Genomic DNA, 25,100 nt, shown 5'->3' with positions numbered 1-25,100 from the left:
TGATTGCATAATAAGAGGTAGAAATTTACAATAAGCTATATAAATTATTTTAGGAGGTATGTTATGAAGTATGATGTTTCGAGAACTATTTTAATAGCATTTTTATATGTTTCACTAGCTATTTTAGTTATAGGATTAACTATTACTCCATTTGCGACAGTGTATAATCTTTATCATAATTTTAATTTTAACATAATGATAAGTATGAGTTTTACAATGATTTATTTATTTAATTTTTTTATGATAATAAAAAAGATATTATACATAATAACATACTTAGATAATGATCCATTCACATATGAAAGTGTTAAAAGTTTTAAATTAATGGGATACTGTCTTATATTAAATGCAATAATTGAACTTATTATAGGAGATAAATCTGTATTAAGTATATCTACACTGCTATATTTAAATTTAAGTAAAGGATTTATGAATACAACTATGGTGATTTGCTTTGTATCATCAATGGTTTGTTTTATGATTTCAGAAGTTTTTAGTAAGATAGTAAAAGAAAAAGATAATAACAATTTGATAATGTAAATGAACTTTTATAATATATACTACAATAATTAAAAGTAGTATATATTATAAAAGTTCCTAGTAAATTATATATAAAATAAAAAGAAATATAAAAACTAATTTTAAATAAATATTCTTTATATAATACCTATATATTATTAGACCATTTATAAATAGATATATTATCAAAGTACAATCAAAATCACATGGAAACTGATTAACATAGTTCATAGTTCATTAAATCTATTTTTAATTTTTTTACTACTTACGGTAACATGAAAAATTTTATTTTTTCCATCTTTTTCATCAAATTTAATATAAGGAATCGATGATAAAGTATCAATAAGGTCATCATGTATTTTTTTACCCTTATTACTCATAATAACTTTCATAAATATAACTCTATTATCAAAGCTATCATATCCATTTAATTTATAATTTGAAACACTATGTAAGTTAGTAAATTCAGTTAATTCTTTATCTAAGATACTTATATCCTCACATTCGAAAGGCGATTTAATAGTGAAATGAGCAGGTAATTTTGAGGACTTAACACTTAAATTTTCAAAAATATCCTTTCTTAATTCATTATTAAATTTTCCACCATCTCCTTTAACAACACTTACAATAACATATCTCAATATAATCACCTCCTTAAATAATTATAAAATTATAATTATTAGTTAATATTAATATATACAGATTATCATAAATATATTAATATTAACTATTTTAATATATTTTAAATAAAAAAAAACTATGATAGTATATAATAATATAAAAGGAAAAATTAGATAAAAAGTAATTTAACCTAAGTATTTTTTTATTTAATTTTATAGAATGAAATGGAGAGATTAAAATGAGTTTCTTTAAAAGATTAAAAAATGTAGTAAGTGCAAAAGCAAATAAAGCTTTGGAAAAGCATGAAGATCCTATAGAATTATTAGAGTTATCAATAAGCAAAAAAGAAAAATTACTAGTAGATGCCAAAAAACAATGTGCTAATTTTATAGCAACAGTAGACGATATAAGGAAAGAAAAAAATGATTTAGAACAAAAAGCTGCTAAATATGAAGAAGCAACAAAAGCAGCTATTTTAAAGGATGATACTGAAAAAGCTCAAACTTTTGTAAAACAAAAAATAGATATAGAAGAAAAAATTGTTCAAACTGATTCTAGAATAAAAGATCAAGATGAAAAAATTCAAATTATAAAAAATAGAATACAAGAATTAGAAATAGAAATATCTAAAATGAAATCTAAAAAGCAAGAGTTGGCTACAAGATTAGATGTTGCAGAAATAAGTAATGAAATAAATGAAACATTAGCTGGTCTTAACGATAATCATGGAATTAACTTAGAAGAGATTGAAAAGAAAGTTTCTCAAAAAGAAAGCTACGGAAAAGCTTTAGAAGACTTAAAACCTAAGGATGAATACTCTATGTTAGATGATTATATAAATAATTCTCCAGTTATTGATTCAAAAATAAATGAAGAACTAGAAAGAATAAAAAGAGAAATAGAAAAATAATATTATCTAAGTAAAGGTAGACAGTTAATTTTGTCTACCTTTACTTAAAACAAGATGTTTGAGGGGGCTTTGTATGAGCATAAGAATTGAAGAAGAAAAAAATAAATATAATAAAATTTATACGGATTTAGTATTCGCATCAGATGATTTAAAACAAATGCTTGATAAGGATGAACTGAAAAAAAGAAGTTTTTTAAGTAAAGTAGACATTTTAAAAGATTATATGAATTTTTTAGATAAACTAGAAAAGGAGAGTAAATCTAAAAAGAATATATTGTCAAAGTTATTTAATAAAAAAGAATATTATGACCTACAAATAGACAAATATCTTACTGATGAAAAAAATATGAATTTAAAAAAATTAGATAAGTGTAGTAATTGTAAATGCAAAAATTGTGTTAGTAAATGTGAAATGTATCAATGTTTTAATTGTAGAGAAAATGAATATGTAGTGGAATGTAATAAAGTAAATTCTATTTTAACTAATTGTAATGATACAATTACATTATATAATGGAAATGAAAAAATTATTTTTTATGTAAAAGGATACCTAATAGAAAAAGATGAAGAAGGAAATTACACAAGATATGTATACTTAATTGATAGTAAAGATTATGATAATCAACATATTTTAAAATATTCTAAGTTTAAAGGAGAAGAAAGATATGACTCTGTTATAACTGATGACACTCAATATGAGTTAGTCAGAATAAACAACAAGTTTATAGAAATGGGGTTAAGAGTGTAAATATGAAAAATAATAAAAAAAAGCTAACTAGTTTCTTAATTATTTTCACAATATTATTTGTATCCATTGAATTCTCTATTAAAAGTGTTATTAGTTTTGCAGATGATTATAATGATATAAATTCTTATAATATAAGTGCCTCTTCACAAAGAAAAAAAAGCAGTTATAGCAAAAAAAAATATACAACTAAAACTAATAGCAAACTACCTAGCTCGGGAAATTTTAATTCAGGGACCAGTAATAATAGTACAACTATAAAACCTGATTCTGGCAGCTTTTCAACGAAGCCCAATGAAAGTAGTAATTCAAGTGGTGATTCAACTACAATAAAACCTGACTCGGGAAGCTTCTCAACAAAACCTAATAATAGTTCAGGAGAAAATAATTCAAAAGGAACACAAGATTACAACTCTGGTGGTGGTTATTCAGGGGGAAGCAGCTCTTCTAGAGGAACATTTTTTGGCGGATACTTTAACCCATTTGGCTACTTTGGATATCGTAGCCATATAAGTTCTTGGATAGTAAATATAGTCATTGCTGTAACTGTTATAATTGTAATTTATATAATAATAGATATGATTAGAAGTAGGCGTGATTAAAGTATCAAATAGTGTATTTTAGATATATAATAACTAAAATACACTAATTTTATTAAAATATTTAAATAAAAAATATAAATGGTAAATAATAGGAATATTAATCTTATTTTTAAATCCTTGATAATAATAGAAATTATTGATATTATTTATAAGTATCAAAATTATATAGGATAAGACATTTTAGTAGGAGTAAGAAATGAAAAAGAATTCAAGAACTTTTAACTCAGTTAGAAATATACTAACAGGATTTGTAGGACAGTTTATTTTTATTTTAGCAGGTTTTATTAATAGAAGTATATTTATAAAGTGTTTATCATCTGAATACTTAGGAGTGAATGGACTATTTACTAATATTCTAACTATGCTATCTTTAGCAGATTTAGGAATAGGAACAGCGATAGTTTATGCTTTATATAAACCACTAGCAGAGGATAATAAAATAGAGATATCTAAATTAATGAATTTTTATAAAAAAGCATACTCATCAATTGGGATTGTAATATTTATACTTGGGTTAGGACTAATTCCATTCTTAGATAGTATGATAGGTAGTGCACCAAATATACAAGAAAGTATTTATGTAATATATTTAATTTATTTATTTAATACATCCATAACATATTTTGCATCGTATAAGAGTTCGTTGATAATTGCAGATCAAAAAAATTATATATCTACACTAATTACATACGGTGTTTATTTTTTACAAACATTAATACAGATAATAGTATTATTTATAACTAAAAACTTTATAGCGTACTTAATAGTGCAATCTATTTGTGCAATACTTCAAAATATAATTATAACAATAGTTGCAGATAAGATGTATCCATATCTAAGAGATAATAAAAACTTACATATAAGTAAAAAGGTAAGGAAGAATCTTATTGCAGATGTAAGAGCGTTAGTACTTGTAAAGTTAGGTAGTGTATTAGTTACTAATACAGATAATATTATAATTACATATGTTTCTGGTTTATCAATAGTAGGTTTACTATCTAACTACACAATGTTAGTTAATGCTATCAATAGGGTATTACAACAATTATTTACAGGTATAACCGCTAGTATAGGCAACCTTAATGCAAAAGAAAGTAGAAAGAAAAAAGAGCAGATGTTTGAAATTGTAAACTTCTGCAATTTCTGGTTATTTGGCTTTTCTGCTATTTGTATAATTTTATTAATAAATGATGTTATACACGTTTGGATAGGACCACAATATCAATTAGATGAATCAATATCTATAATGCTAGCTATTAACTTTTATATGGTTGGTATGCAAAATGCAGTATGGACATATAAAAATACGCTAGGTATATTTCAAAAAGGGAGATACTTATTATTGCTAACAGCTGCAATAAACCTAATTCTATCGGTTATATTAGGAAAAACTATAGGATTATTTGGAATATTATTATCAACAGCTATAGCTAGAATATGTACTAATACATGGTATGATCCATATATAGTTTACAGAATTGGATTTAAAAAAGGATGTAAAAGATATTTCTTTAAATATATAAAATATATTGTAGTTTTAATTATTGCAGGATTACCAACATATTTATTATGTAACTTAATTAACTTTACACCATTTATAACTCTCTTATTAAAACTAATTATTTGTCTAATTGTACCAAACATAATTATTATGGCATTCTTTATAAAAACTAAAGAAATGAAATACTTGTTAAGAATTCTAATAACATTAATAGAGAGCATAAGTAAAAAGGTTAAAAAGCGTAAATAGAAGTTTAATTATCTTAAGAGTATAAGCGATTTTGCTTATACTCTTATTTTTATATAAAAAATAAATTAATATTAGTCTTGCTAAACTGTATATAACTGTATATAATTGTATATATGAAATAGATACGGATATATACAATTACATAATTTGGAAGGGAATGATAATTTGAATGTAAATATAAGTAACTCATCAGCAGTTCCACTGTATGAACAAATACAAGTTCAAATAAAAACACAGATACTTAATGGAACATTAAAATCAGGGTATGGACTACCGTCAATAAGAACATTAGCAAAAGAATTAAAGGTAAGTATTATAACCGTTAAAAGAGCTTATGAAGAATTAGAGAAAGAAGGATATTTAGAGACTGTAACAGGAAAAGGTAGTTTTGTAGCAAGTCAAAACAAAGAAAGACTTAAGGAAGTTGCTATGTTTGAAATTGAGAGTAAGCTAGATGAGATAATAAGGCAAGCCAAGTCTGTTGGAATGACATTAGAAGAGGGAATAGAGGTATTTAAGAGTTTATATGAGGAGGTATAGTATGAGTGCAATTAAAATAAATAATTTAAGTAAAAGATTTGATAATTTTAAATTAGATATAGATAATATAGAGATAAAAAAGGGATTTATAACTGGTTTTATAGGTCCTAATGGATCAGGAAAAACTACTACTATAAAATTAATTATGGGTATGTTAAATGAAGACAGTGGAAGCATCGAAATATTTGGCAAAAAACATAATTTAGAAGAAGTATATACAAAAGAGATAATAGGATATGTAGGTGATATAAGTGGTTATTTAAAGGAATCAAAAATATCTACTATAAAAAAATATATATCTAGATTTTATAATAGTTGGGATGAGAATTTATATAAAAAATATATAAATCAATTTAAGTTAAATGAAAATAAAGTTTATAATTAACTTTCAAAGGGGCAACAAAAGCAATTTGAACTAGCCATAATGTTATCTCATCATCCCAAGATAATTATAATGGATGAGCCAACTGCAAATTTAGATCCTTTAGTTAGAAATGAATTACTAGAGATAATTCAAGAGCGAATAGAAGAAGATAACTCAAGTGTTTTTTATTCTACTCATATAACTTCAGATTTAGATAAAGTTGCTGATTATTTAATATTTATATACAACGGTAAAATTATACTTCAAGGAGAAAAGGATGTAATATTAGAAAATCATTGTATAGTTAGAGGTAAGAATGAATTATTAAGTGATGATACTAAAAATGTATTTGTGTCTGTATTAAAAAATAGTTTTGGATTTGAAGGTTTAGTTTTTAATAGAAAAGAAGCATATGATTTATTTGGTGAAGAAGTAGTATATGACAATATAAATTTAGAAGATATATTAACTTATTATACAAGGGGGAATAAAAGTGAAAAGAACAATTAATTTAGTGAGAATGAATTATTCTAATCTTAATTCTGTTAAAAGCTTAATTTTACTATCAATGATTATATTTATATGTGTATCTATAGTAAATACAATGTTTTTAAATGTATTAATTGGTATTATAGTATATCAAGTCTGTTATCAGGTTATAGCTTATGAAGAACATGCAGGTATAGATTACTTAGTAGCATCATTGCCTATAACTAAAAAGGAATATGTAGCATCAAGATATATATTTTCTTTAAGTATAATATTAATGGCAGGTATAGTTTTTTCAATATGTTACCTTATAGCAAAAAAATACTCTCCTGAATCAGATAATATTTTAGAGTTTAAAACACTTATAATTATGGGAATTACATCTTCGATTATTTTAATATCAATATTAATACCATTAGTATTAAAATTTGGTCTTATTAAAGGTAGAAGCATAATTACAATTATAATGATGATAATGCTATTTGTACCATCATTTGCAATAAGTTCATTATTAAAAAATGAAGAATTTGCCAATCTAATAATTAGTTTAAGTAATATAGGGTTAGGAAAAATTTGCATATTAATGAACTTAATAATACTTATAATTTCATATATATTATCTAAAAAAATATATAAGGATAAAGAGATTATATAATTAAGTAAAATTTAAAATATTCCATATATGATAGAATAAAGATTATATCATATATGGAATATTTATATATCAAACTATAAACTAATATTTAGTCTTTTATATAAATTTTAGGAATATATAATGTAACATTTTTTAAACTTATTATAGAATTATAAATTAGTTTACTATTGTATTCTAAATCATTATTTTCTAATTCTAAAGTTAAACATATTTTATTATTTATATACACATCTAAAATATTTGAATTTTCTCTAAATACTAACTTCATACCATTATTATGTTTAACTAAATTATTCAATGTGTTGTAATTTATTTTCATAGTCTATTCACCCCTATACCATTTGTAAATATATCATATATACTACAATAATTTAATTAAATTATCAAATTGTCTAGTATAATTTTGAAAAATTAATGTTATAAATCAAACTAAATTATTATGAAAAGATGAATTTTATAATAATTTAGTTTGATTTATATACTTATATTTTATATAATTAATGTACTATAAGTATGGGGGGGATAATATGGAATTAAATAAAAAATTAGATAAGTTAAGAAACATGCTTAAGGAATTGGGAAGCGTAGCTGTTGCTTACTCTGGTGGTGTAGATAGTAATTTTTTACTAAAAGTAGCAAGTGATACTTTAGGAGCAAATGTAATTGCAGTAACTTTACATGCAATGATGCATTCAAATAGAGAAATAGCGGAGTCTATAGAATATGCAAAAACATTTAATGTAAAGCATGTTGTAGTTAAGATAGATGATTTTGATATTAAAGAGTTTATAGAAAATGGACCTAAAAGATGCTACTACTGTAAAAAAACAGTATTTAGCAAGGTAAAAGAGATAGCAAATGAAAATAATACTAAACACATAGTTGATGGAACCAATTTAGACGATTTAGGTGATTATAGACCAGGACTTAAAGCGATAGAAGAATTAAGTGTAGTTAGTCCATTAAAGGAATGTGGATTAACGAAAGATGATATAAGAACACTGTCAAAGGAAATGAATTTGAAAACATTTAATAAGCCTGCATTTGCTTGCCTTGCAACTAGAATTCCATGTGGTACAAAAATTACTAATGAAAAGCTTAGAATGATAGAAAAAAGTGAAGAATACTTAATGAGTATTGGATTTGATCAATTTAGAGTAAGACTTCATGAAGATATAGCAAGAATTGAAGTTGGAAAAAATGAATTATATAAGTTTTTCAGTAATGATATATTAGATAAAACAAATAATAAACTTAAAGAATTTGGATTTAAATATGTGACATTAGATATGGGCGGTTATAAAATGGGCAGTACTAATCTCACATAAAAATAGGAGGAAAAAATGAAGACGTATACATTGATGTCACCTTGTTTCTTTGGCGTAGAAAAAATGCTTGCAAGAGAAATAACAAATTTAGGATTTGAAATTATAAAAACAGAAGATGGTAGAGTTACATATAAAACTGATGAATACGGTATAGCAAAAGCTAATATGTGGCTAAGATGTGCTGAAAGAGTACATTTAAAAGTAGCTGAATTTGAAGCTAGAACTTTTGATGAATTATTTGAAGGAACAAAGAGAATAAATTGGGCTAAGTATATACCTTATGGTGCACAAATCCCAATAAGTAAAGCATCATCAATAAAATCTAAGTTACATTCAACACCACATATACAATCTATAGTAAAAAAGGCAATTGTTGAAAGTTTAAAGAAGAGTTATTTAGAAGATGGTCTTTTAAAAGAAGATAAAGAAAAGTATCCGATATATGTATTTATACACAAGGATAAAGTTATACTTTCTATAGATACAACAGGAGATGCACTTCATAAAAGAGGCTATAGGGAAAAGGCTAATAAAGCTCCAATAAGGGAAACATTAGCAGCAGCTATAATGTATCTTACTCCATGGAAGCCAGGAAGAACTTTAGTTGATCCTATGTGTGGTTCTGGTACTATTTTAATAGAAGCTGCTATGAAAGGAATAAATATGGCTCCAGGATTAAATAGAGAGTTTATTTCTGAAAAATGGAGAACTATGGATAAGAAAATATGGTGGGATGTAAGAAAAGAAGCATATGATAAAATAGATGAAAGTAATCCTTTTAAAATATATGGTTATGATATAGATGAAGAAGCAATAAAAATAGCTCGTGAAAATGCAGAACTTGCAGGAGTGGAAGATTATATTGAATTTAATGTAGGCAATGCAATTGATTTTAAAAGTGATGAAGAATATGGATTTATAATAAGTAATCCACCTTATGGAGAAAGATTAGAAGATACTGATACTGTTAAAATGCTTTATAAAGAATTAGGTTATACTTTTAGAAAATTAAAGAACTGGTCTTATTATTTAATAACATCTTTTGAAGATTTTGAAAAAGAGTTTGGTAAGGATGCAGATAAGAAGAGAAAGCTTTATAATGGTATGCTTAAGACGAATTTATATCAGTATATAGGTCCAAGACCTCCAAGAAATAATGAATAATTAAAAATAATAAAAATAATTTCCCCCTTAAAAGAATATAGATATTATAAAGAGTTTTAAGGGGGTGTAAAATTTGCTTAAAATGAAAAATAATAATAATAAAAGAAGTGGTAGGAAAAAACACTCAAACCAAAATGATAAGAATACACAAAAACAAAATTATGAAGAAAGTTATAATGAAGTTATACTGAATGACTTAGTTCCAGATGATAACAAGGAAGAATTTGGATTAGAAGAAGAAAAGCCTAGAACTAAAAAAGGAAGTTCATTTGGATTAAATTTAGGTAAAAAGAAAAATCATAATAAATCTTCAAATAAAAAAAATCACAAATCTAAGGATGTAGAAGAAAGTAATAATGATGTAGCAAATAAAAAATCAAAAAGCGCTCCTCAAGAAGAATTAAATCAAGTATCTCAAGGAAATAAAAAAAGTAATGTAAAAAAACATTCTAAAAGACCTCATGCAAAGCACGAATCTCACAAACAATCTAAAGAAGAAACTAAAGATGATGTATTAGGAAGTAATGATAATGGTAATTCAAAACATCATCATTCACATAATCACTCACATAAAAAAAGAGTTAAGAAATCAAGTAGTAAAGAAGAGTCAGTAGAAATTAAGCAAAATGATGAAAATGATAACAAAGAGATAATTGAAGAAGTAGAAAAAAATGATAATATGAATTTTAGAGGTATAGATGATTATACTGTTGATACTGTCGACAAGATTCAAGAGTCTAAAGAAATAGAGCCTAAATCTGATAAAATTGAAAATATTGTTTGGTCAAAAGAATCTTTTCCTAAAAAATAATTACAAATAAATTATTTATATAGTGTTAAAATAAAAATAAGAGCTTAGTTAAATTACTAAGCTTTTATTTTTTTACAATTAGGTAAATCATAATAAATAAAATAAGGAATACATTAGACAGATTTTATGATAATATAAGGAAAGGATGATTTATATGACACAAAAAAATATGTATTATAATCTTAATGAAATTTTAATTAACAATGAAAAACCATCTAATGAAATAAGGGAATTAATAGATAAAGGTGAATTTGATAAAAAACCATTAGACTTAATTAAGAACCTAGCTAAAATAGATCAAAATAAAAAATATCATCCAGAAGGAAATGTACTTAATCACGTGTTATTAGTTATTGATGAAGCTGCTAAGAATAGAGATTTATCAAATAATAAAGAAGTATTTATGTGGTCAGCATTTTTGCATGATATTGGAAAATTAACTACAACTAAAATAAGAAAAGGAAGAATAACATCTTACAATCATGATATAGAAGGAGAAGATATTTCTTATGATATTTTAGAAAAACTAGGGGCTAGTGATTATATTAAAAAGAGTGTAAGTAAATTAGTTAGATACCATATGCAACCATTGTATTTTGATAAAAGCTTACCATTTTTTGAACCTAGTAAAATGTTAAAAGAATGTGATTATAGAGATGTTGCGCTTTTGTCTTTATGTGATAGACTTGGAAGAGGTAAAATAACAAAAGATATAATAGATATGGAGTATAAAAAAATAGATGCTTTTAAAAAGTATTGCAATAAGGCCTTAAAGTAGAGAGTAGGAGGAATTTAATGAAGTTATTGAAGAACACGATACTAATAGGTATTTTAATGATTTCTATGACTGGATGTACATCAGTAAATAAATCACCAGAAGAATTAATAAAAGATAAACCAATTTATAATGAAGAAAATAAAGAACTATATGAAAATGTAAGTAAAATGATAGTAAATGGTTCTTCATTAGTACTTCCTTCTAACTCACAAGATGTGGGGAAGATAAATAGAGTAGATTTAGATAATGATGGTATAGATGAGATAATTGCATTTGAAAAAAACAAAAATTTAAATACTAATGAGTATGAAATAGGATTTTTAGTTTTGAATCAGTGCTCAAACAATCAATATGAGGAAAAAGCAAAGATATCACAACCTGGAGAATCTATAGAATATGCAAATTTTTATGATTTAGACAATGATGGAAATAAAGAGATTATACTAGCTATAAAGGATACATCTAAAACCCAGTTATATATATATAAATTTGAAAATGGGAAAATTCAGCATGATTTAAAAATGGCTCCTACGTGGATTAAAAATAGAGCAAATTTAATTGATATGAAAATTGAAATCGGATATATAAATGATGATGATATATTAGATATACTTATGATAAATTACGATAGTAAAAATAGTCAAATGTATGCAAGTGTTGCTAATTTTAATAATATTGATAAGTGTTTAGATTTATTAGATTATGTAAAGTTTGATAATGTAAAGAATGTAAGTGAATTATATATAACACTTGGAACCGTATCATCACAAGTAAAGGGCTCAACTATAAAAGGTATTGTGTTAGATATACCAGTTATAAAAGATAGTAGCTATTTTACACAAATATTATATTTTGATAATAAAAGTTTGAAGAAAGCATTTAGCGATGATGATAAAAATCTAATGAAATCCTATTATATACCAGTAGAAGATGTTAATAATGATAAGGTTATAGATATACCTATATTAAATGGTAGTTTAAATGAGAATACTTATACATCAAAGTCATCGGCAAATATAAGTTGGTATAGATGGAACGGTAAAAGTGGTGAAAACTCTAGATTATTATTTACCATTCAAGTATATTATAATTACGAATATAATTATAAACTTCTTATACCAAATAACTTAGCAAATAAAATTTATATAGAACAGCAATATAGCAGCGATAATACATTATTTAAGTTTTATTATTATGACAATTTAGATAGTAATCCTAAAAATCTATTTACAATAATTGTATCAAGTAAAGCTATAGTTGATGAAAGTAAAAATGTAAACTTGGTAACTCAACCATCAGGAGCACTTAAAGAGACTGAAAAGTATAGTTTCGGATTGGTAATAGATGATAAGGATGAATTGGAAAAATTAGATATTACTATAGATATACTTAAAGGTTATTTTTCTTTAATATATGAATAATAATGGGAGGACTTTTATGAAGGAGAAAATACTAATATTAGAAGATGAGATAGGAATAAGAAGCTTTGTGAGTATAAATTTAAAAAGAGAAGGATATGAAGTTATAGAGGCTGGAACTGGAAATGAGGCTATTGAAAAGTTATCGAAAGAAGAGGATATATCTATAGCACTTTTAGATGTAATGCTGCCAGATATGAGTGGTATAGAAATTTGTAAATTTATAAGACAGAACTTTGATCAGGTTGGGGTTATAATGTTAACTGCAAAATCACAAGAAGAAGATAAAATAGAAGGATTTATATCTGGTGCTGATGATTATATAATTAAACCATTTAGTATAAAAGAATTATTAGTAAGAGTATCAGCATTACTTAGAAGAATTAAAAAAGATGAAACGAAATTAAAAACAAATGAAATAATATCTAATCCATTTAGACTTGATATAGATAAAAGAAAGTTATATAAAAATAATGTTGAAATAGAACTTACACCAACAGAGTTTTCAATTGTTAAGTATTTAATGACAAATGGCAGTCAATCATTAAGTAGAGATCAAATATTAAATGAGGTTTGGGGTAGTAACTATTTATATGATTTTAAGATAGTAGATGTAAATATAAGAAGGATTAGAAATAAAATAGAAGATGATCCATCAAAACCTAAATATATACAAACTGTTTGGGGATATGGATATAGTTTTAGAAAGGAAGAATAGTAGTGTTACATTTTGAGGGGCTTAGAAGAAGAATAATTAAATACTACTTTACTATAATTATTATAACTATAGTCTTATTCGAAGGGTTATTTATTTTTAATATACAAAACTATTATTACGACTCTGTAAAACAATCATTAACTAGTTATTCAACATTTACAAGAGAAACTTATTCAAGTATATCAAATGAGTCTAGTAGTTTTGAAATAAAATAATAAATATTGAAAAGGAACATGAAGACTAATTCTAAATTTGCTGTTCAAATAATAGATAAAAATAAAATAATGATAATAGATCAATATGGAATAAAGACTAATAAAAGGTTAATTATGATGATGTAAATAGAGCTTTAGCTGATGCTAGTACATTAACTCCATATACATATAGAATACCTGAGACTAACGAGCATTTAATGAGTGTATCAGTACCCTTAAAAGTTAACAATGTTATAGAAGGTGTTGCAAGATTTACAGTTTCATTAAATGCCATAGATACAACTATATTTAAAATAGCGTTAGGGCTTATTTTAGCTGGAATTTTTATATTGTTAATAACAATATCAATAAGCCTTAGATTTGCCGAAAGTTTAACTCAACCCCTTAGAGAATTAAAAGAATTTGCAAATGAACTTGCTCATGGAAATTATAATATTAAGTTAAAAAATAATAAAATTAGAAATGACGAAATTGGTGATTTGGCACAAACTTTTGAGCATATGGCTGGTGAAATAGATAAAACAAGAAGACTTAAAGAAGAATTTATATCTTCTATATCTCATGAGTTAAGAACACCACTTACATCTATAAAGGGATGGAGTGAAACGCTAGGATATGAAAATATAAGTAAGGATGAGCTAGACTTAGGTCTTGGAATAATTCAAGATGAAACAGAAAGACTTATAAAACTGGTAGAAGAATTATTAGATTTTTCTCGATTATCATCAGATCGAATAAGGTTACAAATAGATATGGTTGATATAGAGGCTTTAACAAAAGGTGTAGTAAATCAATTAAAAGTTAAAGCTATAGAAAATAATATAAACTTAAGTGCAAGTTTTGAAGTTCAAGAAATTATAAATATTCAAGGTGATAAGAATAGGCTAAGACAAGTTTTAATAAATTTAGTTCAAAATGCAATTAAATTCACACCTCCGGATGGATATATAGAGATAATAGTATCACAAAATGAAGAATTTACAACTATAAAAGTTAAGGATACTGGATCTGGAATAAAAGAAGAAAATCTAGAAAAAGTTTTAGAAAAGTTTTTCCAAGAGGATTTCCATAAATCTGGAAGTGGATTAGGATTAGCTATAAGTAATGAGATAGTAAAGCTTCATGGTGGAAAGATAAATATAGAAAGTAAAAAGGACGTAGGTACTACAATTACATTTACTTTAAAAAATAAAATACTTGAATCTATTTAATAGATTGAGATAAAAGAGGATTAATATGAGAAATATAAAAATGATAGTAGAGTATGATGGATCTAGATATAAAGGATTCCAAAGATTAAAAGATAATGACATGACTATACAAGGGAAAATTGAATCAGTACTTTCTAAGATGGCCAATGAAGAAATTGAAATAATAGGTTCTGGAAGAACTGATATGGGAGTTCATTCATACGGACAAGTTGTAAATTTTAAAACAAATATAACAGACTCTATTGAAAAAATACAAAAATATTTATATGAGTATTTACCGGAAGATATAGTTATAAGAAATATAGAAGAAGTTGGAGAAAGATTCCACTCCAGATATAATGCAAAATCTAAAGTGTATTTATATAGAATAGATAATAATAAATTTCATAATACATTTAACAGAAAATATTCCTACCATGTAGATAAAGAGCTTGATTTAAATTTAATGAAAGAAGCAAGTAAATTCTTAATAGGTGAACATGACTTTACTAGTTTTGCTTCTTCAAAATCTAAAAAGAAAAGTAATGTAAGAGAGATTTACTCTATAGAAATACAAGAAAATAATAGATTAATAGAAATTTATATAGAAGGAAATGGATTCTTATATAATATGGTAAGGATTATATCTGGTGCGCTAATAGATGTTGGATTAAAAAGAAAAACACCACAAGATATTAAAGAAATGTTAGATATAAAAAATAGAGCTTTTGCTTCAGATACAGCTCCTTCAAAAGGATTATTTTTATATAAAGTCAAGTATTAATATATAAAGTAATTTATAAAATTGACATAGAATTTAATGTGTTTTACTATTGAATCATATAAAAGTTTATATATTAAATTCTATGAAAAAGAAAGTAGCTTATATTTAATTTATAGAGAGTTAGGGATGGTGGAAGCCTAATAAAAGGGTATATGTGAAAAGAGCTTTGGAGGATACTATTTGAATTAGTTAGTAAATTAGTAGGAATATCTGGCCTTAAGAGAAAGAGTGGATAAGTTTAACTTATTAATTAGAGTGGTACCGCGTAAATTCGCCTCTTAGTTATTTAACTAATAGTTTTTTATTAACTTTAAATGTGATAAAAGTGAATATATAGATATATATTTTGAAAAAGGTATACCTAAAAAAGTAAATGAAGAAGAACTAAGTCCTGTTGAGTTAATTTATACTTTAGATAAAGTAGGATCTAAACATGGAATCGGGGGTTATAGATATATTGGAAAATAGATTGGTAGTTATGAAATCTAGAGGAATATATGAAACACCAGGTGGAACTATTTTATATGAAGCACATAATATACTTGAGATATAAAGCCAGCGGGTATATTTGCAAAATTATCACTTTATGATAAAGATATTTCATCTTTTGGAGAAAGTGAGCTTTATGATCATAAAGATGCAGATGGATTTATAAATTTATTCACATTACCATTAAAAATAGATGCTATGAAATAAAAAAATATAATAATAGACGATTAATCAAAAGAAAGGAGATGAATTAAATATCATCTCCTATTTATATATTAGAATATATGGTTAAGATCAAATGCCCCACTTTCTAATATATTATTTAATGTTATTTTTATTTTTTCTATCTCTTCAAATGATTTAACTTTATTTTGATCTAATATAGATTTATCTAATATATTCATATACAAGCAAATATCATCAAAATAAGTATGGTCTAATAATTTATACCAAATGTCTTTTTCATTATGATAGTTTTTAGAAAAAGAAGTTAACTCCTCTTTGGCTTCATTCCAATTATCATTTTCTATTAATGATTCTATTACAGAAATATTTTCTTCATATTTATTTGTAAATTGGTTAACTTCATTATTGGTATATGTACCAAAGGATACAAAACAAATTGTCCAAATTAAAACACAAATTAAAGATCTCATTTATATAAACTCCATTAAGATTGATTTTTTATTTTGTCTGAATGAAAATTTTATCATACTCATCTAAAATACATATAAGAACATTTGAAATATTGTCAATATGATTAGATTTAACTAATCCTTTTAGCCATTTTTCATTTTTATTAATAGACTTCAAACTATTGTTTATAATTTTCCCATCTATAATTAATGGAAGAGGCAAGTGATTAAATGAAATTGAAGGTGTTGAGTTATATGTAGGTGTAGGCACAACACTTAAATTACCATCAGTTTCTAAAATAGCATATTGAACATCTTTTAAATTAAAATATCCTTGAATTCTTAGTTGTTCTAAAAGTTCATCAATACTTATTCTTTCCCTTTTTAACTCTTTTACATCTATTTTTCCTTTATTTATTAAAATTGATGGTTTCCCACTTAGAAAAGAATTAAATCTCCTACTTTTTAAGGAAAGATAAGAGATAATTGTTTGCATCAACACTAGTCCTGTCAAACTAGCTATACCATTAATTAAAGGTATACTATTATTCTCCATAGGCATTGAAACTACATCAGCTATAAGTAGAGTTATAACAAGATCATAAGAATTCATTTCTGCTATTTCACCCTTCCCCATAACCCTTAAGGAAATTAAAACAGCAATATAAAGTAAAATACTTCTTACTAAAACTACTAACATTATATATCTCCTTTTATAAATAACCGTATTATCTTATTTATTATTCCTAAAATAAAAAATATAATTCTTTAAAATAGAAGTTTATTTTTTTATATAAAAGATATATTTAACTAATATCTTTAAAAATTTATTTTAATTTGATATAATTATTTTTATCTATAATAAATAGCAATACCGTTAGGAGGAATCAACTTTGTCAAAGAGAAAACAAGTACAAGTTCCTATAGAAAAAATAGAGGAACAAGATAGATTTATAGAAGCAATAGCAGAGCAAAATTCAAGATATTACGCTATACATCAAGTAAAGCCTAAATATATAATTCAAACCTTTGGATGTCAAATGAATGAACATGATTCAGAAAAATTATGTGCTATGTTAGATAGTATGGGTTATGAGCAAGGTATGATGGTAGATGAATGTGACTTAATAATATATAATACATGTGCAGTAAGAGAAAATGCTGAACTAAAAGTATTCGGGAATTTAGGTCACTTAAAGTTAGCTAAAAGAAAGAATCCTGATTTAAAAATAGCTGTATGTGGATGTATGATGCAACAGCCTCATGTTGTTAAAGAAATAAAATCTAAATATAAACATGTAGATCTAGTGTTTGGAACGCACAACTTATATAAATTCCCAGAATTATTAACTAAGTCAATGGAATCTGAAAAAATATTAGTTGATGTATGGGATGTTGATGGAGAAGTTGTAGAGGGTCTTAAAAGTAATAGAAAATTTGAGTTAAAAGCATTTGTTAATATAATGTATGGATGTAATAATTTCTGTACTTACTGCATAGTTCCTTACACTAGAGGAAGAGAAAGAAGTAGAACACCAGAAGATATAATAAATGAGATAAAAGAATTAGTTGAAAATGGTACAAAAGAAATTACATTATTAGGACAAAATGTTGACTCTTATGGTAAAACATTAGAAAACCCTATGACATTTGCAGAGTTACTAAGAATAGTAAATGAAATAGAAGGATTAGAAAGAATAAGATTTATGACTTCTCACCCTAAAGATATATCTGATGAAGTTATATATGCAATGAGAGATTGTAATAAAGTATGTGAATTCTTACATTTACCAGTACAATGTGGAAGTAGTTCATTACTTAAAAAGATGAACAGACATTATACTAAAGAGCAATACTTAGATATAATAGAAAAAGCTAAAAAAGAAGTTCCAGGTATAGCATTTTCTACTGATTTAATGATAGGATTCCCAGGTGAGACAGAAGAAGACTTATTAGATACAATAGATGTAGTAGAAAAAGTAAGATACGATTCTGCATTTACATTTATATATTCTAAAAGAAAAGGTACTCCAGCTGCAGAAATGGAAAATCAAATACCTGAAGACATTAAACATGAAAGATTTAATAGAGTATTAAATAAGGTCAATGAAATAGTGGCAGAGATAAATCAAAGCTATAAAGGTAAAGTAGTTGAAGTTTTAGTTGAAGGTAAAAGTAAAACTGATGATAATAGATTTATGGGAAGAACTAGACAAAATAAACTTGTTAACTTTGATGCTACTAGTGAAGATTTAGTAGGAAAGTTAATAAACGTTGAAATCGTAGATGTAACAGGATTCTCTTTAATAGGAAGAGAAATATAATTTAATATTTAAATGAAAAGATAAGCTATGATATTAATTTTATTATAGCTTATTTTTATTTGAAAAATTTATATAGATAAAGAACAAAAAAAGTATTTTTTAATAAAATATAGTATACTACTTTGTAATTAAAATTTGAAGGAGATTAAATATGAATGAGTTATTTACAGTAATAATATATGCATACAATAACTTACAATACTTAAAAGAGTGTGTAGATTCTGTTTTAGAGCAGGATTATTCAAATATAGAACTACTAATAACTGATGATAGCTCAAAAGATTTTAATATAAATTTAATAAACAAATATATAAACGATAATAAAAGAATTAATATAAGCAAAGTAACCATAAATAGAAATGAGAAAAACTTAGGCATAATAAAAAATTTAAATAAAGCAATAAGTATATCTAGTGGTAAATATATGATGAATCTAGCATGCGATGATAAATTACATGATAATACGGTAATCACTTCAGTTGTTAATTGTTTTAATAAAACAAATGCGTTAGCTATAACTGGTTTTTTAGAATGGTGCAATATAGATATGACAAAATCAGGAGAATATTATCCGGATAGGTGTACTATGGATTATGTTAATAATAATCCTCCACTGAATTTATTTAAATTATTATGTAATAGGAATTTTTTAGTTGGACCTGGATTTTCTTATCAAAGAGAGCTTATAAATAAATATGGATATTATGATGAAGATTATACATTGTTAGAAGATTATCCTAGATATCTATCGCTTAGTAGACAAGGTTGTAATATACATTTTATAGATAAGGTACTTGTATGTCATAGATATGGAGGAATATCCAGTTCACCTGGAAATAATGAAGAAGAGATAAAGCTAAGAGCTATATTTGGTAAAGAAATAGCTTATGCAAAAGAAAAAGAAATAAATCCATATAGAAATATATTATAAAAGCCTCATAAATTTGAGGCTCTTATTTATTCTTTAATTATTTTTAAAAAATTCTCCAATATTCTAGCAGTCATCCCCCATATTACATAATTTTCATATTTATAAAATATAACAGTATAATTACTTTCTTGAAATTTATAATTTTCTTTATTTGGAATTATATCGTATGGAAAATTATCATCTGGTGTAACTTTAATTTTATTTTTATAATAAGTTGGATCATTATTAAGTAAATAAATTATTGGAACTAAGAATGTATGGTCTACTTCATCTCTATTTATATTAAGATTATCGATATCATTTAATATTCCTATATAAGGGTGAATAATTATATTCATGTGTGTTACTAATAAATCAAGTTGAGAAATAATTTGAATATTATTAGGATTAGTACCCAGTTCCTCACAAGTTTCCCTAATAGCTGCATCCATAGGATTTTCGTAAGATTCAATTTTTCCTCCAGGAAAAGATACTTCATTTGGTTGAGTTTTTAAATTTTTAGATCTAACTTCAAATAATATATAATAAGAGTTATCTTTTTTTACTATAGGAAGTAAAACAGATGCTCTTTTCATATATTTAAATCCATTTATATAAGGCTTATAATTTTCTAATTTATTTTTTATATTTTCTATCATAATAATCTCCTTATCTAAAATTCTAAAAAGTAATTAAAATATATATCTATTATATATTATACTTAGACTAAATTGAAAAATAATACATATTATTATTATTTAAAGTAGGGAGGAGTATTATGGAGAATTTATATGATGTAATTGTTATAGGTGCTGGAGTTATTGGAAGTGCTATAGCAAGAGAGTTATCTAGATATAAACTTAGAATAGGCGTTTTAGAAAAAGAGTTAGATGTATGCTGTGAGACTAGTGGAAGAAATTCTGGAGTATTGCATGCAGGATTTAATAATAAACCAGGTACATTGATGGCAAAGTTTTGTGTAGAAGGTAATAAAAGCTTCGAGAAAGTATCTAAAGAATTGGATATACCATTTAAAAGAACTGGAAAACTAGTTGTAGGTTTTACCTTAGAAGATAGAGAAAAACTTTTAAATCTTAAATTACAAGGAGAACAAAATGGAGTAGTTGGATTAGAAATTATTAATAAAAAACAAATTAAAGAAATAGAGCCTAATATAAATGGAAACTTTGCAATGTATTCACCATCTACAGGTATTTTAAATCCATTTACATATACGGTAGCATTAGCTGAAAATGCATGTTCAAACGGTGCAAGTTTTTATTTTGATAATGAGGTAGTAGATATTAAGAGGAAAAATGAAATATATGAAATAAGAACGAATAAAAATAGATATAAAACAAAGTGGATAATAAATGCAGCTGGATTAAATTCTGATAAAGTTTGTAAAATGCTAGGAATAAATGAATATACAATTAAGCCATGTAGGGGTGAATACTTTATATTAGATAAAAAAATTGGAAGCTTACTTAGACTGCCAGCATACCCTATTCCAAATGAAAAAGAAGGAGGACTTGGAATCCATTTAACACCTTCAATAGATGGAAATGTGTTCATAGGTCCTAGTTCTGAATATATAAAAAGCAAAGATGATTATAGTGTTACTAAAAATGTAATGGATATGTTAATAGAAGATGGAATGCGAATATTTCCACATATAAAAAAAGAATATTTTATAAGAAACTTTGCAGGAATTAGACCTAAATTAGTAGGTAAGGATATAGGTGGGTATAAAGATTTTATTATAAAAAAAGATAAGAAATATCCAAATACTATAAATTTAGTAGGTATAGAGTCACCAGGTCTAACAAGTGCAATTCCAATAGCAAAATATGTAGCTGAATTATTAAAAGAAGATATACACTTAGAAGCAAATCTTAATTTTAATCCAAAGAGAAAAGGTATCATATCATTTTCAGATAAATCGATAGAATTAAAAGAAAAACTAATAAAAGAAAATCCTGACTATGGAGAAGTTATATGTAGATGTGAGAATATAACAAAAGCTGAGATAGTAGAAGCTATTAATAATATACTAGGAGTAGATATAGTTACAGGTATAAAATATAGAACTCGTGCTATGATGGGGCGTTGTCAAGGAGGATACTGTGAAGGTAGAATAGTTGAATTAATAAAAGAAATAAAAAATAAAAAAGAAGAAGATATTTTATATTCAAAAAAAGGATCACAGATGTTTATAGGGAAGGTGAAAAAATAGTGATTATAAATAAAGATGTGATAATAATTGGTGGAGGACCTGCTGGATTAGCTGTAGCATGTAAGTTAAAAGAATATGGAATACACAATTCTATAATTATAGAAAGAGAAGAAAATTTAGGCGGAATATTAAAACAATGTATTCATGATGGATTTGGTTTAGAAAGATTTAAAGAAACTTTAAGCGGACCAGAGTATGCTCAAAGATTTATAGATGAAATTATAAATAAAGATATAGAATATATAACGAATTCAACTGTAATAGATGTAACGTCGGACAAAAGAGTAATAGTAGCCTCAAAAGAAGGTTTAAAAATTTATAAAGGAAAAGCTATTGTTTTAGCTATGGGATGTAGAGAAAGGTCTAGAGGTGCAATAAGCATACCTGGTAGTAGACCTTCAGGAATATATAATGCTGGTGTGGCTCAAAGATATATAAATTTACAAAATACAATGGTTGGTAGAAAAATTATAATACTAGGTTCTGGAGATATTGGACTAATAATGGCTCGAAGATTTACCTTAGAAGGTGCAAAAGTTGAAGGTGTATTTGAAATTCAATCATATGCAAATGGATTATCTAGAAATATTGAGCAATGTTTAAATGATTTCAATATACCTCTATATTTAAATTATACAATAACCAATATTCATGGTAAATCTAGATTAAAGGGTGTAACTGTAAGTAAAGTAGATGAAAATATGAGAATTATTCCTAATACAGATGAATATTATGAGTGCGATACATTAGTTTTATCTGTCGGTCTTATACCAGAAAATGAATTATCTTTAAAAGCAGGTGTAAATTTAGACAATAGAACCAAAGGTGCTATAATTGATGAAAGTTACCAAACTAATATAGAGGGAATATTTGCATGCGGTAATGTACTACATGTACATGATTTAGTAGACTTTGTATCTTTAGAAGGAGAAAGATTAGCATATAATTTAACTAAATATTTAGAGGATAATAAACTAGAAAAATGTAATATAAATATTAATACTAATGAAAATATTGTTTATACAATACCTCAAAAAATAAGCGGAAAAGAGAGCTTTATTTTATCTATGAGAGTTAAAAAAACATATGATAATTGTACTATAGAAATTTTACAAAATGAAAATATTATAAAATCTAAACAAATAAAAAAAGCTCTTCCTGCTAAAATGATACAACTAAGTGTGAATAAAGAAGATTTAAAATATAAGGGTGATTTGAAGGTGATTTTAAAGTGAAAAAAATATATACTTGCATAATATGCCCAAATGGATGTGATATAGAGGTAGATATATGTAATAACAAAATAGAAAACATAAAAGGAAGTAAGTGTAAAAAAGGTAAAGAATATGTATATCAAGAAGTATTTACACCAAAAAGAAATATATCAAGTTCAATAAAAATTGAAGATGGAAACCTACCATTAGTTAGCGTTAGATTAAGCAAACCTATTCCAAAAGAAATGATATTTGATGTCATGGAATTAATAAAAAATATAACCTTAAGAGCTCCTGTTAATATAGGTGATATAGTTATATATAATGTGTTAGATACAGGTAGTAATATTATTATTACTAAAAATATAGAAAGGAAGATTTGATGACTACTATAAGTGATATATTGAAAGATATAGAAATACCTAAAGTTATGAAAATAAAGCAGGAGTTTAATGATAAAAAGGTAGATCATATAGAAAAAGAATTATATAAGCAATTTTTAGAAAAAAATATAAAAAGTAATATAAAAAAAGGGCGTAAGATAGCAATTACAGCTGGAAGTAGAGGAATAAGTAAATATAAAGAAATTATGAAAGTAACCGTAGACTTTGTGAAAGAGTGTGGTGGTGAACCTTTTTTAGTACCTTCCATGGGTAGCCATGGAGGTGCAACTGGTATGGGTCAAGTTAAAGTGTTAAATGACCTTGGAATAACAGAAGAATATATTGGAGCTAAAATACTATCCTCTATGGATGTAATTGAAATTGGAAAGACAGAAAAAAATCTTCCTGTATATATAGATAAAAATGCTTATTATTCAGATGGAATTATTTTACTAAATAGAATTAAAATGCATACTTCTTTTAGGGGAAAATATGAAAGTGGACTTATTAAAATGTTAGCTATAGGCCTAGCTAAAAGAAAGGGCGCAGATATGACTCATAGACTTAGATATGAAAATATGGCAGAAAATATAATATCTGTTGGAAAAGTATGTATTGATAAATTAAATATAATAGGAGCAGTGGCAACAATAGAAAATGGATACAACCAAGTATCTGATATATTTGTATTAAATAAGTATGAAATATTAGAAAAAGAACCTAAGATATTAGAAAAATCTAAACATATTATGGCTAAAATTTATCTAGATGAAATTGATGTATTAATAGTAAAAGAGATTGGTAAAGACATAAGTGGTACAGGTATGGATACTAATATTGTTGGTAGATTTCATACAAATGCAGCTAGTGGAGGACCCCAAATTATAAAATTAGGTTTATTAGATATAAGTGAAAAATCAGATGGGAACGCTAATGGCATGGGACTTGCTGATTTTATATCTAAAAAACTATATAACAAAATAGGCTTTCAATATACATATCTAAACGCTATAACTTCTACAGAACCAAATAGTGTAAAAGTTCCTATGGTTTTAAATTCAGATAAAGAAGTATTTCAAGCTTGTATTAAACTTTGTGGAAAATTAGATATAAGCGAAATAAAAATGGTAATTATAGAAAATACGAAGAATCTAAATGAAGTATTTATGAGTGAAGCTGCATTTAAATCTATTTCAAATAAAAATAAGGTTAAAATAACAAGTAATTTAATAAATATTGAATTTGATAAAGATGGAAATTGTATGTTATAAAGATATAATAACTATTTTTTCTATAAAAATTGCATTT

General features: G+C 25.2%; 31 protein-coding genes and 1 other annotated feature. Of the genes, 26 read left to right on the top strand and 5 right to left on the bottom strand.

Going from position 1 to position 25,100, the window contains the following annotated elements:
• The first annotated feature begins 63 nt into the window (after positions 1-63).
• Positions 64-540: a DUF2975 domain-containing protein gene (locus tag EIH23_RS11175; protein WP_122640375.1), complete on the top strand. Its 477-nt coding sequence runs from the start codon at positions 64-66 to the stop codon at positions 538-540.
• Between the two features lie 206 nt (positions 541-746).
• Here the strand turns inward: EIH23_RS11175 and EIH23_RS11170 are convergent, their stop codons facing one another.
• Positions 747-1,160: a 2'-5' RNA ligase family protein gene (locus EIH23_RS11170; protein ID WP_330566247.1), complete on the bottom strand. Its 414-nt coding sequence runs from the start codon at positions 1,158-1,160 to the stop codon at positions 747-749.
• A gap of 218 nt (positions 1,161-1,378) precedes the next feature.
• Here EIH23_RS11170 and EIH23_RS11165 point away from each other — a divergent pair, with 218 nt between their 5' ends.
• The 8 genes from EIH23_RS11165 (at position 1,379) to EIH23_RS11135 (ending at position 7,195) form a co-directional block, all read left to right on the top strand.
• Positions 1,379-2,050 carry a PspA/IM30 family protein gene (locus tag EIH23_RS11165; protein ID WP_122640374.1) on the top strand — a complete coding sequence of 224 codons (672 nt, stop codon included), beginning with the start codon at positions 1,379-1,381 and terminating at the stop codon, positions 2,048-2,050.
• Between the two features lie 73 nt (positions 2,051-2,123).
• On the top strand, positions 2,124-2,798 hold the full coding sequence (locus tag EIH23_RS11160) for a hypothetical protein (RefSeq protein ID WP_122640373.1): 675 nt from the start codon (positions 2,124-2,126) through the stop codon (positions 2,796-2,798).
• A gap of 2 nt (positions 2,799-2,800) precedes the next feature.
• Complete coding sequence (locus tag EIH23_RS11155) at positions 2,801-3,397, top strand: hypothetical protein (RefSeq protein WP_122640372.1); 597 nt, start codon at positions 2,801-2,803, stop codon at positions 3,395-3,397.
• Positions 3,398-3,593: 196 nt separating this feature from the next.
• Entirely contained in the window at positions 3,594-5,147 is a 1,554-nt protein-coding gene (locus EIH23_RS11150; RefSeq protein WP_122640371.1) for a lipopolysaccharide biosynthesis protein, read from the top strand.
• 165 nt (positions 5,148-5,312) lie between these two features.
• Positions 5,313-5,687 carry a GntR family transcriptional regulator gene (locus EIH23_RS11145; protein ID WP_122640370.1) on the top strand — a complete coding sequence of 125 codons (375 nt, stop codon included), beginning with the start codon at positions 5,313-5,315 and terminating at the stop codon, positions 5,685-5,687.
• Between the two features lies 1 nt (position 5,688).
• Complete coding sequence (locus EIH23_RS16965) at positions 5,689-6,072, top strand: ATP-binding cassette domain-containing protein (protein WP_330566245.1); 384 nt, start codon at positions 5,689-5,691, stop codon at positions 6,070-6,072.
• Between the two features lie 69 nt (positions 6,073-6,141).
• Positions 6,142-6,561 carry a hypothetical protein gene (locus EIH23_RS16960; RefSeq protein ID WP_442970295.1) on the top strand — a complete coding sequence of 140 codons (420 nt, stop codon included), beginning with the start codon at positions 6,142-6,144 and terminating at the stop codon, positions 6,559-6,561.
• Complete coding sequence (locus EIH23_RS11135; protein ID WP_122640369.1) at positions 6,545-7,195, top strand: ABC-2 transporter permease; 651 nt, start codon at positions 6,545-6,547, stop codon at positions 7,193-7,195. Before EIH23_RS16960 ends, EIH23_RS11135 begins: the two co-directional genes overlap by 17 nt.
• 88 nt (positions 7,196-7,283) lie before the next feature.
• Here the strand turns inward: EIH23_RS11135 and EIH23_RS11130 are convergent, their stop codons facing one another.
• Complete coding sequence (locus EIH23_RS11130) at positions 7,284-7,514, bottom strand: hypothetical protein (protein WP_122640368.1); 231 nt, start codon at positions 7,512-7,514, stop codon at positions 7,284-7,286.
• Positions 7,515-7,722: 208 nt separating this feature from the next.
• Here EIH23_RS11130 and larE point away from each other — a divergent pair, with 208 nt between their 5' ends.
• The 11 genes from larE (at position 7,723) to EIH23_RS17220 (ending at position 16,154) form a co-directional block, all read left to right on the top strand.
• Positions 7,723-8,523 (top strand): ATP-dependent sacrificial sulfur transferase LarE, encoded by an 801-nt coding sequence (gene larE, locus EIH23_RS11125; protein ID WP_122640367.1) that lies wholly within the window; start codon positions 7,723-7,725, stop codon positions 8,521-8,523.
• Positions 8,524-8,538: 15 nt separating this feature from the next.
• Positions 8,539-9,687 carry a THUMP domain-containing class I SAM-dependent RNA methyltransferase gene (locus EIH23_RS11120; protein ID WP_122640366.1) on the top strand — a complete coding sequence of 383 codons (1,149 nt, stop codon included), beginning with the start codon at positions 8,539-8,541 and terminating at the stop codon, positions 9,685-9,687.
• A 73-nt stretch (positions 9,688-9,760) separates the two neighbouring features.
• The gene (locus tag EIH23_RS11115; protein WP_122640365.1) at positions 9,761-10,498 is read left to right on the top strand and encodes a hypothetical protein; all 738 of its coding nucleotides are present in this window, start codon (positions 9,761-9,763) and stop codon (positions 10,496-10,498) included.
• 154 nt (positions 10,499-10,652) lie between these two features.
• Positions 10,653-11,276 (top strand): HDIG domain-containing metalloprotein, encoded by a 624-nt coding sequence (locus tag EIH23_RS11110; protein ID WP_243113399.1) that lies wholly within the window; start codon positions 10,653-10,655, stop codon positions 11,274-11,276.
• A 17-nt stretch (positions 11,277-11,293) separates the two neighbouring features.
• Positions 11,294-12,697, top strand: a complete 1,404-nt coding sequence (locus EIH23_RS11105) for a hypothetical protein (protein WP_122640363.1) — start codon at positions 11,294-11,296, stop codon at positions 12,695-12,697.
• A 16-nt stretch (positions 12,698-12,713) separates the two neighbouring features.
• Positions 12,714-13,412, top strand: a complete 699-nt coding sequence (gene walR / locus EIH23_RS11100) for a cell wall metabolism DNA-binding response regulator WalR (protein ID WP_164489057.1) — start codon at positions 12,714-12,716, stop codon at positions 13,410-13,412.
• A gap of 2 nt (positions 13,413-13,414) precedes the next feature.
• Positions 13,415-13,627: a hypothetical protein gene (locus tag EIH23_RS17225; RefSeq protein WP_330566243.1), complete on the top strand. Its 213-nt coding sequence runs from the start codon at positions 13,415-13,417 to the stop codon at positions 13,625-13,627.
• A gap of 197 nt (positions 13,628-13,824) precedes the next feature.
• On the top strand, positions 13,825-14,838 hold the full coding sequence (locus tag EIH23_RS11095) for a HAMP domain-containing sensor histidine kinase (protein ID WP_330566242.1): 1,014 nt from the start codon (positions 13,825-13,827) through the stop codon (positions 14,836-14,838).
• Positions 14,839-14,863: 25 nt separating this feature from the next.
• Complete coding sequence (gene truA, locus EIH23_RS11090; protein WP_122640361.1) at positions 14,864-15,601, top strand: tRNA pseudouridine(38-40) synthase TruA; 738 nt, start codon at positions 14,864-14,866, stop codon at positions 15,599-15,601.
• A 73-nt stretch (positions 15,602-15,674) separates the two neighbouring features.
• Positions 15,675-15,883, top strand: a binding site (T-box leader).
• Between the two features lie 21 nt (positions 15,884-15,904).
• Positions 15,905-16,069, top strand: a complete 165-nt coding sequence (locus EIH23_RS17125) for a hypothetical protein (RefSeq protein ID WP_334294990.1) — start codon at positions 15,905-15,907, stop codon at positions 16,067-16,069.
• Positions 16,059-16,154 carry a hypothetical protein gene (locus EIH23_RS17220; RefSeq protein WP_334298825.1) on the top strand — a complete coding sequence of 32 codons (96 nt, stop codon included), beginning with the start codon at positions 16,059-16,061 and terminating at the stop codon, positions 16,152-16,154. Before EIH23_RS17125 ends, EIH23_RS17220 begins: the two co-directional genes overlap by 11 nt.
• Positions 16,155-16,365: 211 nt before the next feature.
• On the opposite strand, the gene EIH23_RS11080 is transcribed toward EIH23_RS17220, so the two are convergent.
• Together EIH23_RS11080 and EIH23_RS11075 are read right to left on the bottom strand one after the other, a co-directional pair.
• Complete coding sequence (locus EIH23_RS11080; protein ID WP_122640360.1) at positions 16,366-16,746, bottom strand: DUF4363 family protein; 381 nt, start codon at positions 16,744-16,746, stop codon at positions 16,366-16,368.
• A 28-nt stretch (positions 16,747-16,774) separates the two neighbouring features.
• Complete coding sequence (locus EIH23_RS11075; protein ID WP_122640359.1) at positions 16,775-17,425, bottom strand: DUF421 domain-containing protein; 651 nt, start codon at positions 17,423-17,425, stop codon at positions 16,775-16,777.
• A 193-nt stretch (positions 17,426-17,618) separates the two neighbouring features.
• On the opposite strand from EIH23_RS11075, the gene miaB reads away from it, so the two are divergent.
• A complete protein-coding gene (miaB, locus tag EIH23_RS11070; protein WP_122640358.1) occupies positions 17,619-19,049 on the top strand; it encodes a tRNA (N6-isopentenyl adenosine(37)-C2)-methylthiotransferase MiaB in 1,431 nt (476 codons plus the stop codon).
• A gap of 151 nt (positions 19,050-19,200) precedes the next feature.
• Positions 19,201-19,980 carry a glycosyltransferase gene (locus tag EIH23_RS11065; protein WP_122640357.1) on the top strand — a complete coding sequence of 260 codons (780 nt, stop codon included), beginning with the start codon at positions 19,201-19,203 and terminating at the stop codon, positions 19,978-19,980.
• Between the two features lie 26 nt (positions 19,981-20,006).
• Here EIH23_RS11065 and EIH23_RS11060 read toward each other — a convergent pair whose 3' ends face one another.
• Positions 20,007-20,618, bottom strand: a complete 612-nt coding sequence (locus EIH23_RS11060) for an NUDIX hydrolase (protein ID WP_122640356.1) — start codon at positions 20,616-20,618, stop codon at positions 20,007-20,009.
• Positions 20,619-20,737: 119 nt separating this feature from the next.
• Here EIH23_RS11060 and EIH23_RS11055 point away from each other — a divergent pair, with 119 nt between their 5' ends.
• From EIH23_RS11055 to EIH23_RS11040, 4 genes are read left to right on the top strand one after another with little or no spacing between them, the layout of a single operon-like run.
• Entirely contained in the window at positions 20,738-22,195 is a 1,458-nt protein-coding gene (locus tag EIH23_RS11055; RefSeq protein WP_122640355.1) for an NAD(P)/FAD-dependent oxidoreductase, read from the top strand.
• Entirely contained in the window at positions 22,195-23,430 is a 1,236-nt protein-coding gene (locus EIH23_RS11050; RefSeq protein WP_330566239.1) for an NAD(P)/FAD-dependent oxidoreductase, read from the top strand. Before EIH23_RS11055 ends, EIH23_RS11050 begins: the two co-directional genes overlap by 1 nt.
• A complete protein-coding gene (locus tag EIH23_RS11045) occupies positions 23,427-23,792 on the top strand; it encodes a DUF1667 domain-containing protein (RefSeq protein WP_122640354.1) in 366 nt (121 codons plus the stop codon). Before EIH23_RS11050 ends, EIH23_RS11045 begins: the two co-directional genes overlap by 4 nt.
• Entirely contained in the window at positions 23,792-25,063 is a 1,272-nt protein-coding gene (locus EIH23_RS11040) for a lactate racemase domain-containing protein (protein WP_206425657.1), read from the top strand. Before EIH23_RS11045 ends, EIH23_RS11040 begins: the two co-directional genes overlap by 1 nt.
• Positions 25,064-25,100: the final 37 nt, after the last annotated feature.

It is taken from the genome of Romboutsia sp. Marseille-P6047, assembly GCF_900604535.1.
Lineage (GTDB): Bacteria > Bacillota > Clostridia > Peptostreptococcales > Peptostreptococcaceae > Romboutsia_E.
The sequence above is the reverse complement of the archived record's forward strand: the minus strand, read 5'-3'. Positions and strand labels throughout refer to the sequence as shown.